An 18,983-nucleotide genomic window follows, 5' to 3' on the forward strand; every position below is an offset into this window, starting at 1 on the left:
TTCTCGATTCGCTCAAATATTCCCAGCCTCAGAGAGCAAATTCGCTGTACTATATAACAAATCAGTTGCGTCTGAGTGCTTTGAGGGATGAGGAGTTATGAAAGCAGCTATCTTACCAATCTTAGCGATCGCCTTAGTCGTCTTTTCCAGCCAAGAAACGCCAGCCCAACAAGTAGAAACTAGCTCTGACCGTTCTTTCTTAGCGCTGGTGGAGGGAGACGAAGGCGATCGATGTAGCTTTATCTCTGCTGATGTCTTGGAACGATCGGCAGACATCGCTCAGGGATTGCTATTCGTGCGATCGGGAGACTCTCCAGACCAAGTAAAATACAAAATGCGCTTCGTTCCCGATGGAGCGTATGCCAACGAGATATTACAGTGGACGGCGATCGCTGGAAAAAACTACACGCGGGCTGACATAAATTTCGACAAAAACCGCGCTGCTACACGCTCGTTTACAATGGCAGTTAACTATCAGCAGCCAGAACAAAAACAATGCCGCTGGGAAGTACGCGAACCGCAACCAGCAGCAGCACAGACAACGGAACAAGATTTAGCACCTGCACCTGGTAGTAATTCAACGCAACAAGATTTAACCCCTACACCTGGTAGTAATCCATAGATTAAACATGATGGCGCGATCGCTATTTAAATCTAAGTTGAGATTGGCTGGCGATCGCCCGCAGAATCTTCAAAAATTGCGCCTCTTTGCTGCAAGTCACGCTTTAAGTCTTCGGTGAGTCCTGTATTCCAACCAACAAATCTGCTACCATCTACCTTTGCGCCATCAAGCTTAGCAAAGCTCAAATTAGCGCCGTATACTATAGTACTACTCAAGTTAGCATTACTCAGGTTAGCATTACTGAGGTCAGTATGAGATAAAACTGTGTTGCTCAAGTTAGCGTTTCTCAGATTAGCACCACTAAGGTTAGCCTTACCTAAGTATGCACCACTCAGGTTGATTCCCGTTAAGTTAGCATTACTCAGATCCACATTTCTTAAATCGGCTCTAACAAAGTCTTTTAAAGGGTCTAAACCAGCAATTTTCGCTAGCTCAATAAAGTCATCTGTTTGCGCCTCCTGAATTTGTTTGCTCAGATAGAGAAATTCTTGAGGTTTTAGTGACTTTGGTGTATTTCCATAGCATTTATCTTCGACTGCTAGCTTGTTTGGGCTAAACTTTAGTCGTACTTGGCTCTCATTATGTGTTAAATCTGTATTCGGCTGAGTTTCCTGAACTGTAAAGCTGTGAACTGCTAGATGTCGCTTTAAATCAGCTTCTTCTGACTCTATAAGCCGCCTCTTCTCAGTCCAAGATACAAAACCAACACCCACCAAGACCAACAATCCCATCATAGAGGCTGGTGGACTACCGCTTGTGACTATTAATAAGACCAGCAAACCCAAAAAGACTGTAGCTGTTTGCTTGACCAACGAACTAAGTCCAGCTTTGGCTTCATTATACAGACTCATCTTTCTACGGTTGACCTGAGCCATGACTGCCACCTCCTTTATTTTTGCTCAAATCGCTCAAGTTTGCCCAAAAGCGACCGATTATTCTTCCGGCTAGAACGATCCAAAGAGCAAAATCAGATGCAACGATGATAAAACAAGCATAGCGCGACGCACCCAAAGCATTTTCTTGAAGGCAAAGATCGAAGCTGGAGAAATCTTTCCCAATAATCCAATGTCCGATCGCGCCAGGAATGCGTAGAAGAATACTCAAAGCGATTGCATCCTGAATACTCAGATAAATGGTTCGCCACAGATCCCCCATCAAAGCTGAACCTAGCAAATCTAAGGTTTCCCAGACATTCATCAAAATTCTTTTTGTGCGTCTACCAAATATCGTCTCCTGCTGTGAAGTAGGCTGTTGCTGAGTGGGTGGAGGATTTTGCTGTTGGGTCATTTGGCACAGTCTAGACGCAACTGAATAATACCATTAGAAGAATCTTGCTAAACTGAGTCAAAAATTGCCCCTTGTTGCTGAAACTCAAGTTTCATCTGTGCTGAAATTCCGACGACATCAACAAAGCGTGTTTTTTCTACTTTGACTGCATTCAATTCTGCGCGGGTGAGATTAGCTGCATTCAAACTCGCTTGACTCAAATCAACACCATGCAAATCTGCTTGTTGTAGTAGCGTACCGTTTAAACTTGCCCCCTGTAAGTTAGCATTCTGAAGATAGGCACTCGATAAATTTGTCCGGCTGAGATTCGCACTGCTTAAATTCACGCGGGGTAGAATTGCGCGTAAGTCTGCATCGCTCAGATCGGCATGACTGAGATTCGCATCGCGAAGATTGGCATTACTGAGTTTGGCACGCACAAGACAAGCACCACTCAAATTAGCGCGACTCAGATCGGCAAATGTCAAGTCAGCACCACTCAAATTTGCCCCTTCTAAATTAGCGCGACTCAAGCTAGCATTACGAAGATCGAATTGACTGAGATCGGCTCCGAATAAATCTTGTGTAGGATCTAAACCGATCGCTTCTAGACTAGAAACAAAGTCTGTCGCGATCGCCGAGTTGAGTAATTCCCGCACGATCGCCAACTGTTGCTGTTGATATTTTCTCGCCTGGGTCAATTTGCCTAAACTAGCGTATGCTTGTCGCAGGCTGTTTAAGATCTGTCCTTCCTGTAAGCGATCGCCTTGTGCTGGTACGATCGCCAAAAGTTTTTGCCAGTGCTCGATTGCCCGAACGTACTCTGCTGATGCCAAATAAGCATTACCAATATTGGCAAGAGCATTCATTTCGCCAGTTGCATCTTGAATTTTCTGGGCGATCTCCAAATGTTGTTGAAAGCAGGCGATCGCCTGGGGTATGTTTCCTAAAGCTTGATAAGCTGCGCCTAAATTCCCTAAAGCCGCGCCTTCGCGCTTGAAATTTTGGCTGCTGCGATAAAGATTTGATGCTTGTTGCCAAGACTGCAATGCCAGCTCAAATTCACCTGTTTGGTATTGAGAAATACCTTGCCTGAGCAGCAAGTCTGCTTCACTAGTCATCTAGCGATTTTTGCCGTGCGATCTTCAGCTTTAACACTACCATAAACCTGCTAGATCGTGACAACATTGTAGGGGCGCTTTCTCTGTGCGCCCCTACAAGAAATTTATGTTAGGTATTTATATTAAGCGATCGCCGTTTTTAGCGGACAGCTTAAATATGAAGGAACTAAAAGTGTTTCTTCAATTTCTGTACGTAAACTCCGCGTCATGTATTGTGCTTGGCGCAGGCAATCAAGTATGAGTTGATTGGCATCGTAATACTGTTTGAGAAGAGCTTTTTGCTGGGAAGTAAAGGGGAAATTTATCAGCTCGTAACTTGAAGCATCAATATCAGATAAATGAAGATAGCGATCGCTACATTCCTCTTGTAGAGAATCTGATTTGAGGTCGAGGATAAATTCTAAATAAAAGGCACGGAAAGCAGCTGGTTTAAACTTGGGTTTGCTCAGATGATGTGACTTGCCATCCAACCAGACAAGAAAGCGCGATAATTCTGGATCGACTGCGGCGATCGCGTCAGCTTGTTGCTTCATTAAACTGAGAAAATAATCAGCATTTCGTAACATGCCAACAACGAAGACAAAAACTTCGTGCCAGCGTGGTTCTGAAATCCGAGCAGCTAAATTTCTTAAAGCTTGTTCTGCTCTTTGAGGATGAGAAGGATCGGCTATTTCCCGAGCTACAAAATACTCGTGAAATCTGATGTCAGCGAAAGAATAAACCTCTGGAGCTAATTCGACAAATAACTGATGTTGGTATTGAATAGAATTCAGAAGTGTCTCAGTCGTAAGTTGCAAGAGTTCCGGGCTATTAGGTGCTTTTGGCAGGTTAAATATATACTCGGTAATAGATTTTTCAATATCCTGTTTGCTAAACTTACCTCCAGTTTCAAATGTAGCCAAAGCAATTTTACTTAATAAGTCTTGTTTGTGCTGTACGGACAAATTTTTGTAGAAGCGATCGCCTGGAATATGATAAGCTTCATCCCATTGACTCAATAAAATTTCTAGCCCTTCTCGGTAGAGCTGACAGCGATCGTCGGGAATTTCTCGACCTGCTTCAACTAATAGACAAAGCAAATTTAATAACGGATCGTTAGACAATTCATTAACAATTTCTTTTTCCTCTTGTTTTAAAGAGAAATTTACAACGCGATCGCTCTTCTTTGAATCACTCTTCTTTAATTTCTCAACTTGCACCCATTTACCACTAAACTTGACACCTCTTCGGTCATCCAACTTAATACCTTCAGTTTCCATCTGGTGAGGAAAACAATCTACTAATGCTGAATCGCTGGAGTACATAAGCTTTAGTGTTTTGGTGTTACAGTTTGAAACTTTTCGATGTTTATTCAATTCATAACTACGAATTACGAATTATGAATTACGAATTATCATGCTCTAGTTTGAGCTATTTGAGGTTGTAGTAAAGAGAACAACTGTTCTTTACCCTTTTGAAGATATCGAGTTACAGTCATCGGGCTAATACCAATTCGTTTAGCAGCCTCTTTACGAGAAAACTCTTTCAAGAAAACAAATTCTACAGCTTTACGAGTTTTTTCTTCTAGCTGATTCATTGCTCCTTGCAATTGTTGGCGGTCTTCTTCCTGTTGTTGCAAGCTAGTAGAGCGCTGGTCGGGTAAAGCATCAGCTAATTTAATTTGGCAATCGAGATGTTGAATAACTGTACTATCTAAACTTAAGACAATTCGATTTTGAAAAGCGAGCTTACTATCTAACCATTCTTGAATTGCAACATTCAATTCTTCAGCAATTTCTATATCTGTAGGAGTGCGACCGAGAGTTAATGTTAAATCTTTACGAGCCTTCTGTCCTTGATTGTGAAGTTCTTGCCAACGACGGGGAATTTTCACAACTCCCGTGCGATCGCGTAAGAAATGTAAAATTTCACCTCGAATATAAGGAATTGCAAAAGAACTAAAAGCATAACCTTGATAAGGGTTGAAGCGCTCGATAGCACGAATTAAACCAAAGTAACCGATTTGTTCTAAATCTTCATATGGCTCGGTACATTGGCGGCTAAATTGATGCGCCATCTTTCGTACCAAACCAGTGTGCATACTTACAAGTTTATTGCGCAATGCAATCGAAGGATGTTGATAATAAGCAATTAATAGCTCTATCCCATTAGAGCAGCCTCTAGTATGAGTTATCGACATAAAAATCCTCAACAGCGATCTAAGCTTCCCTAATGGGAATTAACAGGTGGTGCAAAATCTTTAATCAAAGCTGAAAATTATTGTCGGTGGAGAAAGCTTCTCAAACCATGTCGTTCTTACTGAATTTATGAGGAGATTAGCAGATTGCGGTGAATTTTCTCCGTAGATCTGCTGAGTTGACTGGCTGAGAATGCCAAATATCTTAAGATTAGGTTCAGATTTCTGCTGCTAGTCTCACCCTGGTTAACTGTTAGAGGTTTAAGCCAAAATAGGCATATGTCACAATATCGTTGCTCTTGCACAACCTGTTAAAAAATTAAGAAAAAATTCCATGAGTAGCACTAGCAATTTTCGCGAAGCAATTCGTCAAGCTAAGACTAGCGCCATAGTAGGTCCAAACGTTATTGCTAACGCCCTGCCTTATCTAGGTGGCGGGCTGGTACTAACAGCACTGGGAACCTACGGTGGTCTAAGTGTCATCCGTGCCAATCCAGGGTTATTCTTCCCTACGTTTATTGGTGCGGTCATTTTGGAACTGATTCTGTTCTTCGTGGCAATGAACGTTGCTGAGAAAGGTAATAATCGCGTTGCCCTGCCTCTACTAGCAACATATAGCTTGCTAACTGGCTATACTCTTAGCGGCATCGTCTTTATGGCACTAAGAGCCCAAGGCGTAGGGATTGCAGGTGTGGGGTTTGCTGCCCTCGGCTGCGGTGTCACCTTTATTGCGGCACGTCAAATTGGTTCTAACTTGTCAGAACAGGACGGCATGGCATTGACGAAAACAGTCAGCCTGGGAGTCATTGCCCTAGTGGTTGTCTGTTTGGCACAATTTCTGTTTGCTCTGTTTGGCATTTATACGCCGACTTGGTTAGAAATTGCAATTTCAGGCATTGGCGTGTGTTTATTTGTTGGTGCAGCAGTCGTAGATTTCTACGTTCTGCCTCGTACCTACCATAACGACCAATATCTCCCTGCGGCGCTGTCGATGTATCTGACATACATCAATCTGTTTATTTTCATCTTGCGGTTGTTAATTGCCTTGAATAGCCGTGACTAGTGGAGACGTTACATCTAACGTCTCTACAAACGATCTGCCGTGGCTTCAAAACAGCCACGGTTTTTTTTGGTTGTTGCCCCAAAGGTTTTCAACTCTGGTTAAAATCATCAATACAAGTAGGATGCGTTGTTAACGCACCCTATCACTCAGTGAGCGATCGCTACTCGAAACCTATATGGAAGCACTAGAAATCAAACGCGAAGTTGAAAAGTTGTCCGATCGCCTGGGTAAAACCCAGGACTATCTTTGACATCCCCGCACTGACGGCAAAAATTCAAGATCTAGAACAAATTGCTGCCCAACCGGAGTTTTGGAACGACCAAACCAAAGCACAGCAAACACTTCAGGAACTCAACGACCTGAAAACTCATATCCAGCAATACGATCGCTGGCAAGGTAGCCTAGAAGATACCAAAGCCCTACTAGAGCTACTGGAACTCGAAACGGACGAATCTCTGCTGCAAGAGGCTGAGACAAACGTTACCAGCCTCAACCGCGAACTCGACCAATGGGAGTTGCAACAGTTGTTATCCGGTCCCTACGATGACAAAGGCGCAATTTTAACGATTAATGCTGGAGCAGGTGGAACTGATGCCCAAGACTGGGCGGAAATGTTACTGCGGATGTATACTCGTTGGGCGGAAGATCGCGGTTATAAAGTCCAACTCGATGAGATTTCGGAAGGAGATGAAGCCGGAATTAAATCCGCTACCTTAGAAATTTCCGGTCGCTATGCCTACGGCTATTTACAAGGCGAAAAAGGAACTCATCGTTTGGTGCGGATTTCTCCGTTTAACGCCAACGGTAAACGCCAGACTAGCTTTGCTGGTGTGGAAGTGATGCCCCAAATCGATACTTCCGTACAGTTGGAAATTCCCGATAAAGATTTGGAAATTACCACCACTCGTTCTGGTGGTAAGGGAGGACAAAACGTTAACAAAGTAGAAACAGCCGTGCGCATCCTCCACGTTCCTACGGGAATCGCCGTCCGCTGTACCCAAGAGCGATCGCAGCTACAAAATAAAGAGAAAGCCCTGGCGATCCTCAAAGCCAAGCTGTTAATTATTGCCCAAGAACAACGCGCTCAAGAAATCGCTGAAATTCGCGGCGATATGGTAGAAGCAGCCTGGGGCAACCAGATCCGCAACTACGTTTTCCATCCATATCAAATGGTGAAGGATTTGCGGACAAACATAGAAACAACAGCAATTACCGACGTAATGAATGGCGAACTCGATACCTTTATTGAGTCTTATCTACGCCAGGAGAAGCAACTAGTGGCTAGTTAAGGGACAAGCAAGACTCAGAGCAGAAAAAAGAAAGCTGAGGAAACTGGAGGAAAAAAACCAAAATGGTTTTGCTGTTCACAGTCCTTAGCTCTTTTTTTGTTTTGCAAACCATTGACCCTGAATTAGTTTGCTGAACTTTTCCATATTGCTCTGCTTAAATTTAATCTTCATAATTAATGCAATAAATAGCTACAAAAATCAGTTTCCTCATGTGCTGTTAATGCTGTTTGCTCCACGTCGAAACCCAAAAAGAATTATTTTAGGACACTAATCGTGCTAATTCAAAGTTTATCCGAGCTATCTGCTGAAACAGAAAGAGCAGTTATTATTAATTTCAATACAAAACTAGTTACAACCTTAGCTTTACTATCTGTTATTCGTCATGCAAAAATGCCCGTACTGTTGATCGACTGTGAGTCAACTGATGGTAGTTTAAAACATTTTTTAGCTTTGATGAAGCGGTATGATTTTGATATTTTAACCGCTCCCTTACGTCCTCACGGTCAAACTTTAGACTGGCTTTTTAATCATATTGCCGCAGAGAAAGTTTTATTAGTTGACTCGGATCTGGAAATTCAGGATTCCGCTATAATTAGCTTTTTCAAAGAATATATTGACGAACCGCAGGTTTTTGGTTGTGGCTTTACCAATGGACCAAGTTGGCTTGAAGAACCTGCTTTTCAGGGAACCGCTTTAGAAAATGCTCTCTATCACGAACGTCCTTGGATACCGCTAACTCTGCTCAAGGTAGCTCCTATTCGAGAAGCACTGAGGCAAGGAAAGTCATTTGTAGACTTTTATATAGACAATGAATACTCATTGCTGTCACCTTTCAATAAACTGCGATCGCGCTTCATGCTACTCCACAGAATATTTAAGAAGGGACCAATTGAGTTGCGGCGCTCTTGCCATGCTTTGAAACCCGCCGCGATATTTTACGATACCGGAGCAAGAATATTTGAATACCTGCGGTACGAAAGGCTGATGTTTTTTGTAGGACTACCAGAACCAGTGCATCACCGTTTTGCGACTCACTTTTTCGGGATTACCCGAAATACGCTGAAACCATCAGATACTCACGGAGGCGGCGGACTAGCTAAAATTTCCGATCGGGTGCGCTGTCGTTTATTAGAAGTTTATGGTGAAGAGGTTCGCACTGAGGAAGTGACCGAGCGCCAGAAGATACTTGTCGGACGCAAGTAACAACATTAGTAATAACATTGCTTGTCTAATGCCGAATGGGAGCGATCGCTGTAGTTAGTATAATCGGCAATCTTTAGAAACTGAGACAAAGATTGGGAACGAGCGCAAAGCGATTTGCGCTTGTTTCTCAGCTATTAACCTGGGTACGGACTACATTATTGGTGCAACAAACTGTTACATTTGAGAAAGAACCTAGCAAAACTTTAGGGTCAATCTCATGGAGAATTCACCTGACACGACGAAAACCGCTGAGGCACAACTAACGGAAGCGCCAAAAGTACCGTCTCATGTGGCGAATGAAGTCACCCCTGAGCCTCGACCGAGTTATGTAAAACTCGCTATGCGCAACATGGTGAAAAAGAGAGGGACTTCTTTGAAACATTTTGCCCTCACAACCATAGGATTATTGACTTTACTGGTGGGTTTAGCTTACATAACTCGATAATGACAACCAGGAATACAGAAAATTCTGGCGTACAAGTTGAAGTCTGCGTGCAGGACTGTTTTACTGAAGCTTCTGGAATGGAACCAGCAGTTGATGCCCAAATTTGGCAAAAATGGTTTGAGTGCTGGCTAGAGAGTTTATCCTCTCAGCTTCCTGCTGCTGACAGTTACGAACTGAGTTTACGTCTAACGGATGATGCGGAAATTCAAGCACTTAACTCGCAGTATCGGCAGCAAGATAAGCCTACAGATGTTTTAGCCTTTGCCGCACTGGAATCGGACGTACCGCAGTTAGAGGAGTTACGATCGCTTTTACCTCTATACTTAGGCGATATTGCGATCTCAATTGATACCGCTAGCAGGCAGGCACAACAACAAGCACATTCGCTATCGACAGAGCTAGCTTGGTTAGCCGCTCACGGTCTTTTACACCTTTTAGGTTGGGATCACCCAGATGAGGAAACCCTATCAGAGATGCTGGAACAGCAAACTTTGCTACTAAGGATAGTTGGTCTTGATGTCAATCTTGATTAAACTGGGCAAGATTGTAATTGTAAATATTGGCACAACGCGATCGCGACAATTTGTTACTAATATGGTCTCGCTAGATGAGATATGTCTAAATTAAACTGTCTGTGGAAATTGACAAATTAAGCAAGTAATAGGCTGTAACTCGGCTAGATATAAAAACCAAAAATTATTGATGTTTGCCATCTATGACCCAAAAAGTTTCGACCTCAACGCCTAGTAGAACAGAAAAAGTGGTTCCAATTCAGCGAGATTTCTCTTGGCAAGTCGCCTCCAGCTTATTGGTAAGCTTCAAATATGCTTGGAGTGGCATTGCTTATGCGTTTAAAACTCAACGCAACTTCCGCATCCATATCTGTATAGGAACTCTTGCTGTCTTTCTGGGCTTATTATTACGTTTGCCTTTGGTCGAAATAGCTGTGATTACGCTGACTAGCGGCTTAGTGCTAGTGATGGAATTACTCAATACCGCGATCGAGTCTGTTGTAGACTTGACGGTAAAGCAGACATATCACGAACTCGCTAAGATTGCTAAAGACTGCGCCGCCGGAGCAGTCTTAATCTCGGCTATCGCTGCCCTTTTAGTCGCCGCCGCTCTTTTGTTGCCTCCCCTTGTGAGACTAATTGTTTCATATTTAAATTGACAATAGGAATAAGGACAAGGGAGACAAGGAGGACAAGGGGGACAAGGGGGATTGACAGAAAACTCACTTCTTGACCCTCACTCCTCCCCACGCACCACGTACCACGCACCACTCAAAAATGATTATAGTTATTGATAATTACGACAGTTTTACTTATAACCTAGTGCAGTACTTGGGTGAATTGGGGGCAGAGTTCCCAGTTGCAGCAGAGGTTCGGGTTTATCGTAATGACCAAATTACGATCGAGCAGATCCGCGAGTTACAGCCAGATGGGGTTGTGATTTCTCCAGGTCCAGGTCGCCCAGAAGATGCAGGAATTTCTCTGGAGGCGATCGCCCAGTTAGGCGAGAATACACCGATATTGGGCGTATGTTTGGGGCATCAAAGCATCGGACAAGTCTTTGGTGGTAAAGTTGTCTCTGCACCTGAATTAATGCATGGTAAAACTTCATCAGTTTCCCATACGGGAGTAGGCGTATTTAAAGATTTAGAAAATCCGTTGACCGCAACCCGCTATCATAGTTTAGCGATCGAACGGCAGACCTGCCCAGACGTGTTAGAAATTACCGCCTGGGTTGAGGACGGGACAATTATGGGAGTGCGACATCGGCAATATCCTCACATTGAAGGAGTCCAGTTTCACCCAGAAAGCGTCCTCACAACTTCAGGAAAGCAATTGCTGCGCAACTTCCTGAAACAACTGCCGTCCCACTAGTGGAGTGAACGGAGAAGCAATGAAACGACGACAGTTGATTGGCTATGCTGGAGCTGGGCTACTTTCTACCTTAGCAGTGACGCTTGCAGCAAAATCTCAGCCTGCTGTAGCTCAAACAGGCGGCGGGTTAACGGTACGATGGTTGGGTCATACTTGTTTTCTATTTACTGGTGGTGGGGCGCGAATTCTGGTCAATCCTTTTCGGCAGCTAGGCTGTACGGCGGGATACAGACCACCGAAAGTAGAAACAGATTTGGTTTTAATTAGTAGTCAATTATTGGATGAAGGGGCAGTAGAAGAAGTTCCTGGCAATCCCCAGCTGATCTTTGAACCTGGAGTATACCAATTTAAAGGAACGCAGATCCAAGGAATTGCGATCGACCACGATCGCGAAAAGGGGAGAAGGTTTGGTACTAACGTAGCATGGCTGTGGACGCAAGGCGGGATCAGGATTTTGCACTTAGGGGGAGCTGCTGCACCAATCACAATCGAACAAAAAATCCTCATAGGTCGTCCCGACGTGTTACTAGTGCCAGTGGGGGGTGGTGCTAAAGCTTATAACCCTCAAGAAGCTCAAGCAGCCGTCAAAAGTATCAATCCCAGGTTAGTCATTCCGACTCACTATCGTACCCAAGCCGCCGATCCTGCTGCCTGCGACATCGTGCCGCTAGATGAATTTTTGTCATTGATGGAAGGAACTCCCATACGTCGCAGCCAAAGCGATAGTTTAACTGTTAAACCCGCCGACTTACCCAAGGACGAAACTGCAATTCAGGTATTGAGTTATAAGTTTTAACTGGTAGTTGGTCATTTGTCATTTGTCATCGATCGTTGGTAGTTGGTAGTTGCTCGTTGGTTGTTAGTCATTGATAACTGGTCACTGGTCACTGCTCGTGCACTCCCTACTCCGTAATAACTGCTAACTTGGAAAGGTGTAGTTTCCTGACAGCGATGATGCAGTTGAACTCTAACAGCATTTATCCCTGCCCAGCCTGTCGTTTGGGCAAGGTTCAAGCTATGCCTTTAATGGAAGCGATGGCTTGCGACTGCTGCCAGCAGATTTTTGAAACTGATGTAGAAAGACAGCAGTTGAAAATGCTCTCCTGTCAACCACCGCTAGTCTGGCGTTGGAATGGCAGAAGGTGGATAGAAGCTTATTATGACGGCGTAGAATTTGGCTGGGGTTATACTCTAGCCGCGATCGCTCTCGTAGCAGTACCAACAGCTATAGTTGGGCTGACCGTCTATATCTTTCCGCCACTCCCAGATACTCCTTTATATTGGCTACCGTATGCTTGGATTTGGCTCACCTTTTTGTCACACTTATTAACAATTTGTTGGTTAGCGATCGAATTTTATCAATTTCAGCTCGGCATATTTTTGAAAACTTTGTTGCAGCGCTTAGTATTTCGCTAAAACACCGTACCGTCACTCTGTAACTGAATGGGGGAAACTCCATTCGGTCTGAGTTCGGCAGCAATCCGCCGTCCGGCGCTCCAAGTTCCGCCTTGCAAAATTTTGACTAAAGGCAGCTGCTTAGCATCCATTTCCAACTGCTGGCGGATCGTTGCAGCAATTTGGTCCAATAGAATCACAGTTAATGCTCGCCACTCGACAACGACTTCCGAGTCCACTGAGTGGGTGTAGTGGAAAATATCTGAGTGTTTGGCTTGTAGCAGTCCGAGATCGAGGCACAAACCACCATTTCGATATTCTGGTAATCCGGTCAGGTCGTCAAGTCCCGTAATTTCTAAACCGAGTTCTTGTAGTGGCTCTAAAAGAGAATAAGTCAACCATTGCGAAAGTTTGTGAAATGGTACGAGGGAATTGGTAATTGGTAATTGGTAGTTGCTCCCCTGCTCCTCTACCCCTCTGCCCCTCTGCTCCCTTGCTCCTCTGCTCCCTGCTCGTCCCTGCTCCCTGCTCCCTTCCAACGCTGAGTGATACCAAACATCGCCGAGGTTAACTCCGGCTATTTCAATTCTGCCAGACCAAATACTGCCGAGTCCTTCTAAAACAGCACGCAAAACTGTTGCAGCTGGTAGTTGTTTGTGGTGCGATCGCTCTAATAAATAATGCACGAGATGACCCGGACGGGGATTGTCGTCACCAAACATTTGCGGACAAGCGAGGAGCGATCGCCCTAATTTTTGTAATAGTTCTACTCGTCCTGCCAACCCTACCAATGGATTATCCTCACTTATCTGAAATCCTTGAGCTAGGGTTGCTTCACTCAGAGATTGCAATCCTTGGGCATCAACTTGTAAAAGCTGATGAGGATGGCTGGAGAAAGCACCTTGACAGAACATCCGAAAACTAGCCACTGCTAGCCCTTCCGATCGCTGAAAGATTGAATCGGTTTCCCGTTCGCAATACAACCAACGATCGCCCGCACCCGCATCTAACAGCACGCTGACGATCGCCAGATCGAACTGAGTCACGGCTCGCTCGACTGGCGACAGCCCTGCCAACAGCCGCTCTAACTGAGCTAAACGCGGTACTCCACCAACTTCAAAGTGCTGCCAGCGGCTATGGAAGGGAATTTGCCCATCGGGATATTGCTCTTGCATGACAGCAATAACATAGTTTGCCACCCGTCCTAACTGCGTCAAATCGCAGCGGAAGTGACTCAACTTATCTTGCCGTGCCAACTCAAACAACTGCCCGCAGCGATCGCGAATTGCCCTGGGAGAACGCAAATAGGCGATCGCCTCTTCTGGAGACTGAAGGTTGGATGGCGAAGTTTGAAGATTCATCGTCAAGGAATAGGGAACAGATTAGGGGATATGGGGTGTAGGGGCGGGTTTAGCAAAAGATTTACGGGCTTTGACAACAAATCTTCAGTCAAAACCCGCCCGTACGAGTTTGGGGTGTTAATTCCGAATTCGGAATTCCGAATTCATTCCATTTCTCTACCTTTAATTTCTGCCAATCCTAGCGGATCTAGTACCACGCCAGGAGTGTAGTAGCCAGCGGCTTTTTTCGCCTCAATTTCCACCTGTGCGTCTTGGGGAATCAAATCGTCAGGGAGCGGTACTCGTTCTACAACTTCAATACCTGAGTTGGTGATGGCTTCATATTTCATGTTACTCATCGATACCAAACGCTCGATTCGAGTCATGCCCAACCAATGCAATACATCTGGCATTAACTCTTGGAAGCGCATATCTTGCACCCCAGCAACACATTCCGTGCGGGCAAAGTAAGCATCAGCGCGATCGCCTCCTTCTTGCCGCTTGCGAGCATTGTAAACTAAAAATTTTGTCACTTCTCCCAATGCCCGACCTTCTTTCCGACAGTAGACAATGACTCCTGCACCCCCTTCCTGTGCTGTTTGAATGCAGACTTCAATCCCATGCACTAAGTAAGGACGACAGGTACAAATATCGCTGCCAAAAACATCGGAACCATTGCATTCATCGTGAACCCGCACTGCCAAGGGTCGATTGGGATCGGTAATTGCTGCCAAATCGCCAAATATATATACTGTGACTCCGCCAATTGGTGGTAGAAATACTTCTAAATCCGATCGCGTCACTAATTCTGGGAACATCCCCCCCGTTTGCTCGAACAAGGCACGGCGCAAGTCTGCTTCCGAAATTTGAAAGCGTTTGGCAATGCCTGGTAAATACCATACAGGCTCGATCGCTGCTTTAGTGACAAGGACATCGCCTTTAGATTTGAGCAGCTTGCCATCGATCGCCAACCGCCCTTTTTCCACCGCTGCTTGTAATTCTGGAAGATAAACGTGCGCCTTGGTAATTGCGATCGTCGGTCTAATATCGTATCCTTCCTGGTAATAAGACGCAAATGCCTCGCCTACCATTGCCCCAAACGGATCGAGCGAAACTATTTTCTCCGGGTCGTACCAACTCGGATATGGTCCAATTTTCTCGACAGGCGAAGTATTTGTTAAATCGGCACGATGATCTGCTTGCAATACCCCGCTTGCTACAGCCAGAGCGCGATAGACGGCATAACCTCCTGAATGAGTCCCGATCGCATTTCTGTGAGTTGGGTTAGCGAGGGTAGCCACGACCGGACCCCGTTGCATTGGGTCTTTGTCTCCCCAGCGAATCGGAATAGGTTGCGAACCAAAATTGCTCGGGTGAGAAGTCAGAATAATATGCCTGGGACTACTTTTTCGCTCTTGCATCGTTGTATTTGCTCTACCTGCTAATGGGGTTAAGAGGGCTGTGACGCAACCAGACAAAGTAAGATGCTACAAATAGCAAACCTTAAGGGGGAAACTTCAATTATAGCGATCGAATTTTGGTTTCAATAGTAACCCATAGCACGAAATTGGCTGCTCTTGGGTTAAATCTGAGGTTCAGGATACTAAGTTCTCGAATTTATGTATAAAAAATTACAAAAAAGTGGCAGGACTTGCTTAATTCTAAAATTGAAGGAAACGGGTAAAAGCCCTTAGTCATACCGCGATCGCCTTTAACATCCGACTTAACTAATAACTTAGCTATGACAACGAACGTATGAATGAGTCGTCTATTCAATCTTTTCTAGAAAACCTGAAGCATCCTGATGAAGTCGTGCGTCAGGCAGCAACAGAAGCGCTGTGGCGAGCTTGGTTTTATCAAAAAGGGGACTACGGTTGGGAATGCATCCAACGTTCTCAAGTTCTTTTCTCGACTGGAAAAGTGTCGCAGGCAGAAGCAGTCTTGACAGAACTTATTCGCGACCAGCCAGATTTTGCCGAAGCTTGGAATCGCCGAGCTATTCTATACTACTTCACTGCCCAGTACGAAAAAGCATTGGTAGATTGTCAGACAGTCGTTAAACTCAACTCAATGCATTTTGGTGCTTGGCACGGTCTAGGTTTATGCCAAATGGCACTAGCAAATTATTCCGCTGCAATTCGCGCTTTTCGCCAAGCATTGAAGATTCAGCCATATGCCATAGATAATCAAAGGCTGCTCTTGGAATGTACGGCAAAGTTATGAGGGGCAAAGAGCTAAGGTATAGGCGAGTAGTTCTAGTCACTAGTCACCAGCCACTGGTTCCACTGACAACAGATAACTGATAACTGATAACTGATTATGATTGATTGGGATGCACTGACGGCTGAGTTACAGGGAATTGAAGTTATTAGCGATCCTAACCAAGTTGCTAAGTTATCTCAGGATTACCACACTTTCAGTCCCATACTGCAAGCTCAGTTAGATGGGAAAAAGGGGGATTTGGTTGTCCGTCCTACGACAGAAGCAGAGGTAATGCAAGTTGCAGCAACCTGCGTTAAATACCGCGTTTCCGTGACGATACGGGGGGCTGGAACGGGCAATTACGGGCAGTGCGTACCCCTCCACGGTGGCGTGGTTTTGGATATGTCGCGGATGCAGGCAATTCGCTGGATTAAATCGGGAGTAGCGCGGGTAGAAGCAGGGGTGAAATTAGCTGCTTTGGATAAGAAAGCGCGAGAGACGGGGTGGGAGATGCGGATGGTTCCTTCTACTTATCGGACGGCGACGATTGGCGGGTTTATTGCTGGCGGAAGTGGGGGAATTGGCTCGATTAATTACGGACAGTTGCGCGATCGCGGTAATATTAATGCTATTCGTGTCGTGACTATGGAAGACGAACCCAGAGCGATTGAACTTCGAGGAGATGAGATCCACAAAGTCAACCATGCTTGGGGGATTAATGGCATTATCACGGAATTAGAAATTCCCCTCGGTGCGGCTTATCCTTGGGTTGAGGTGATTGTCACTTTTGAAAGTTTTATGGCGGCTGCCCATTTCGGTCAGGCTTTGGGCGATGCTGATGGGATGATTAAAAAGCTTATTTCTATTTTTGCTTGGTCAATTCCCTCTTATTTCGGCGCACGTCAATACATTCCTGATGGAACTCACGCAGCACTGTTAATGGTAGCTGAACCGAGTTTGGAATTATTACCTGGATTGGTACAAGAATACGGCGGTTGTATTACCTATCAGCGATCGCAACAAGATGCAGGTAAGAAATTCAACTTGGCAGAATTTACCTGGAATCATACTACTTTACACGCTCGTAGTGCCGATCCTAATATTACCTATTTACAAAGTCTGTTTCCTGCCGATAAAAATCTCCAAATAGTAGACCATATGTATCGTTACTTCAGCGACGAGGTGATGATGCATTTAGAATTTATCCGTGTTGGCGGTCGAACTGTTCCCGCTGCTCTGCAATTAGTGCAATATACTACCGAGGAACGCCTGAACGAAATTATCCGCTATCACGAAGAACACGGGGTTTTCATTGCTAATCCGCATACATATATTATTGAAGACGGTGGCAGAAAAGTTATCGACCCAGAACAGATGAAGTTTAAACAAATGGTCGATCCCTATGGGTTGCTCAATCCAGGTAAGATTAAGGCGTTGATGCGATCGTAGGCTGACTCTCAAGCATGGAATCACAGAATCCGAAAGTCGTCGTTATTGGTGCTGGCTGGGCTGGATTAGGAGCTACATATCGCCTAGCAAAACAAGGGTACAATGTGACGCTGTTAGAAGCAGGTGCTTATCCTGGGGGTTTGGTTGCGGGTTGGAAAACTCCAGGCGGGCGATCGGTAGAAGCAGGAATTCATGGTTTCTGGTATCCTTACAGCAATATCTTTTCTTTGGTACGGGAACTAGGGATTAATCCTTTTACGCCTTTTACCCGTTCTTCCCAATATTCCCCTGCTGGATTAGAGGTAGAGTCGCCAATTTTTCAAGATTTACCGCGCCTCCCTACACCACTAGGAACTTTTCTCTACACTCAGTTCAAACGATTACCTTTAAGCGATCGCCTTAGTGCTTTACCCTTACTTTATGCTGTAGTAGATTTCGATAATAGTGATGCAGCTTGGCAGCGTTACGATAAAGTCACAGCTCGCGAACTATTCAAAGATTTTGGCGTATCAGCTAGACTTTACCATGACTCGTTTGAACCGATGCTGCTGGTGGGGTTATTTGCACCAGGCGAACAGTGTTCTGCGGCTGCTGCTTTGGGAATGTTGTATTATTTCATTCTGGCGCACCAACCAGATTTTGACGTAGTTTGGTGTCGGGGTACTGTAGGAGAAAAGATTTTTCGTCCTTGGGTAGAACAAATCGAACAAGCGGGAGGCAAAATTCTATCTAACCGTCGCGTCAGCGATATTCTCCTCGATAGTGAAGGTTTGGCAAAAGCTGTAGTTTGTGGGGATGAAGTTTTCGATGCGGATGCTGTTATCTTTGCTGTAGGAGTCAGCGGGATGCAGAAAATTGTTAGCGGTAGTTCCAGCTTGCAAAACCGTAAAGAGTTTCGTAGCTTGATGAACTTAGGCGCAGTTGATGTATTAGCAACTCGACTGTGGTGCGATCGCAAAATTCACATTCCCCGTCCTTCCAATGCTTGTTTTGGCTTTGATGCTACCACGGGTTGGACGTTTTTCGATCTCAATGCTTTACACGATGAATATCGCGACATACCGGAAACAGTCATCGAAGCAGATTTCTATCATGCTAACCAACTGTTACCAATGAGCGATAAGGAAATTGTTCAGATGGTGCAAGATTATTTAGCAACTTGCGTACCAGAATTTCGAGCAGCTAAAATATGCGATCGCAGTATCATTCGTTTATCTAGAGCCGTAACTCATTTTGCCCCTGGTAGCTATCAAAATATGTTGCCAGAGAAGACGAGTATAGATAATGTATTTATGAGCGGTGATTGGATTATTAACCGTCACGGTTCTTGGTCGCAAGAAAAAGCCTACGTCACTGGTTTAGAAGCAGCAAATTTAGTTCTAGAAAGATTTGGGAAAGGGATGAAAGCCGAAATTATTCCCGTCGAATCAGACGAGCCACATATAGAAATGATGCGATCGCTTAACTATAATTTACGTAATTTAGGTAATATCTTCCCTCAATTTTGGCTACCATAATTTTAATTT

20 protein-coding genes are annotated in these 18,983 nt (G+C 44.8%); 13 read left to right on the forward strand and 7 right to left on the reverse strand.

What is annotated here, in order from left to right:
* Positions 1–97 precede the first annotated feature (97 nt).
* Positions 98–622 (forward strand): hypothetical protein, encoded by a 525-nt coding sequence (locus H6G17_RS20595; RefSeq protein ID WP_192160352.1) that lies wholly within the window; start codon positions 98–100, stop codon positions 620–622.
* 32 nt (positions 623–654) lie between these two features.
* Here H6G17_RS20595 and H6G17_RS20600 read toward each other — a convergent pair whose 3' ends face one another.
* The 5 genes from H6G17_RS20600 to H6G17_RS20620 all read right to left on the reverse strand — a co-directional run bounded on the left by H6G17_RS20600 (position 655) and on the right by H6G17_RS20620 (position 5,188).
* Entirely contained in the window at positions 655–1,497 is an 843-nt protein-coding gene (locus H6G17_RS20600; protein ID WP_192160353.1) for a pentapeptide repeat-containing protein, read from the reverse strand.
* Positions 1,478–1,909 (reverse strand): hypothetical protein, encoded by a 432-nt coding sequence (locus H6G17_RS20605; protein ID WP_192160355.1) that lies wholly within the window; start codon positions 1,907–1,909, stop codon positions 1,478–1,480. Before H6G17_RS20605 ends, H6G17_RS20600 begins: the two co-directional genes overlap by 20 nt.
* 47 nt (positions 1,910–1,956) lie before the next feature.
* Entirely contained in the window at positions 1,957–3,009 is a 1,053-nt protein-coding gene (locus tag H6G17_RS20610; RefSeq protein WP_192160357.1) for a pentapeptide repeat-containing protein, read from the reverse strand.
* Between the two features lie 122 nt (positions 3,010–3,131).
* On the reverse strand, positions 3,132–4,313 hold the full coding sequence (locus tag H6G17_RS20615) for a hypothetical protein (protein WP_192160359.1): 1,182 nt from the start codon (positions 4,311–4,313) through the stop codon (positions 3,132–3,134).
* An 89-nt stretch (positions 4,314–4,402) separates the two neighbouring features.
* Positions 4,403–5,188 carry an RNA polymerase sigma factor SigF gene (locus H6G17_RS20620; RefSeq protein WP_192160361.1) on the reverse strand — a complete coding sequence of 262 codons (786 nt, stop codon included), beginning with the start codon at positions 5,186–5,188 and terminating at the stop codon, positions 4,403–4,405.
* Between the two features lie 331 nt (positions 5,189–5,519).
* Here H6G17_RS20620 and H6G17_RS20625 point away from each other — a divergent pair, with 331 nt between their 5' ends.
* From H6G17_RS20625 to H6G17_RS20665, 9 genes are all read left to right on the forward strand, one after another.
* Entirely contained in the window at positions 5,520–6,248 is a 729-nt protein-coding gene (locus H6G17_RS20625; protein WP_192160363.1) for a Bax inhibitor-1 family protein, read from the forward strand.
* A gap of 175 nt (positions 6,249–6,423) precedes the next feature.
* Positions 6,424–7,537, forward strand: a protein-coding gene (gene prfB, locus H6G17_RS20630; RefSeq protein ID WP_192160365.1) for a peptide chain release factor 2 whose coding sequence is annotated in 2 segments (ribosomal slippage) — positions 6,424–6,495 and positions 6,497–7,537 — 1,113 coding nt in all. Because the reading frame shifts where the segments join, the coding sequence is not laid out codon by codon here.
* Between the two features lie 273 nt (positions 7,538–7,810).
* Positions 7,811–8,740, forward strand: coding sequence for a hypothetical protein (locus H6G17_RS20635; protein WP_192160367.1), 930 nt, complete (start codon positions 7,811–7,813; stop codon positions 8,738–8,740).
* A 217-nt stretch (positions 8,741–8,957) separates the two neighbouring features.
* A complete protein-coding gene (locus H6G17_RS20640) occupies positions 8,958–9,185 on the forward strand; it encodes a DUF3285 domain-containing protein (protein WP_192160369.1) in 228 nt (75 codons plus the stop codon).
* Positions 9,185–9,718 carry an rRNA maturation RNase YbeY gene (ybeY, locus tag H6G17_RS20645; protein WP_192160371.1) on the forward strand — a complete coding sequence of 178 codons (534 nt, stop codon included), beginning with the start codon at positions 9,185–9,187 and terminating at the stop codon, positions 9,716–9,718. Before H6G17_RS20640 ends, ybeY begins: the two co-directional genes overlap by 1 nt.
* Positions 9,719–9,900: 182 nt before the next feature.
* Positions 9,901–10,356: a diacylglycerol kinase family protein gene (locus tag H6G17_RS20650; RefSeq protein ID WP_192160373.1), complete on the forward strand. Its 456-nt coding sequence runs from the start codon at positions 9,901–9,903 to the stop codon at positions 10,354–10,356.
* A gap of 118 nt (positions 10,357–10,474) precedes the next feature.
* Positions 10,475–11,071 (forward strand): aminodeoxychorismate/anthranilate synthase component II, encoded by a 597-nt coding sequence (locus H6G17_RS20655; protein WP_192160375.1) that lies wholly within the window; start codon positions 10,475–10,477, stop codon positions 11,069–11,071.
* 19 nt (positions 11,072–11,090) lie between these two features.
* A complete protein-coding gene (locus H6G17_RS20660) occupies positions 11,091–11,867 on the forward strand; it encodes an MBL fold metallo-hydrolase (protein ID WP_192160377.1) in 777 nt (258 codons plus the stop codon).
* A gap of 155 nt (positions 11,868–12,022) precedes the next feature.
* Entirely contained in the window at positions 12,023–12,487 is a 465-nt protein-coding gene (locus tag H6G17_RS20665) for a hypothetical protein (RefSeq protein WP_015157463.1), read from the forward strand.
* Here the strand turns inward: H6G17_RS20665 and H6G17_RS20670 are convergent.
* Positions 12,484–13,827 carry a URC4/urg3 family protein gene (locus H6G17_RS20670; protein ID WP_192160379.1) on the reverse strand — a complete coding sequence of 448 codons (1,344 nt, stop codon included), beginning with the start codon at positions 13,825–13,827 and terminating at the stop codon, positions 12,484–12,486. The genes H6G17_RS20665 and H6G17_RS20670 overlap by 4 nt on opposite strands.
* A gap of 143 nt (positions 13,828–13,970) precedes the next feature.
* On the reverse strand, positions 13,971–15,227 hold the full coding sequence (locus H6G17_RS20675; protein WP_192160381.1) for a GTP cyclohydrolase II: 1,257 nt from the start codon (positions 15,225–15,227) through the stop codon (positions 13,971–13,973).
* Between the two features lie 334 nt (positions 15,228–15,561).
* On the opposite strand from H6G17_RS20675, the gene H6G17_RS20680 reads away from it, so the two are divergent.
* From H6G17_RS20680 to H6G17_RS20690, 3 genes are all read left to right on the forward strand, one after another.
* Entirely contained in the window at positions 15,562–16,029 is a 468-nt protein-coding gene (locus tag H6G17_RS20680; protein WP_192160383.1) for a tetratricopeptide repeat protein, read from the forward strand.
* Positions 16,030–16,125: 96 nt separating this feature from the next.
* A complete protein-coding gene (locus tag H6G17_RS20685; protein WP_192160385.1) occupies positions 16,126–17,457 on the forward strand; it encodes an FAD-binding oxidoreductase in 1,332 nt (443 codons plus the stop codon).
* 14 nt (positions 17,458–17,471) lie between these two features.
* On the forward strand, positions 17,472–18,974 hold the full coding sequence (locus tag H6G17_RS20690) for an FAD-dependent oxidoreductase (protein WP_192160387.1): 1,503 nt from the start codon (positions 17,472–17,474) through the stop codon (positions 18,972–18,974).
* The last annotated feature ends 9 nt before the right edge of the window (positions 18,975–18,983 follow it).

Origin of the sequence: Chroococcidiopsis sp. [FACHB-1243], assembly GCF_014696895.1 — a bacterium.
Taxonomy (GTDB): domain Bacteria; phylum Cyanobacteriota; class Cyanobacteriia; order Cyanobacteriales; family Chroococcidiopsidaceae; genus Chroococcidiopsis.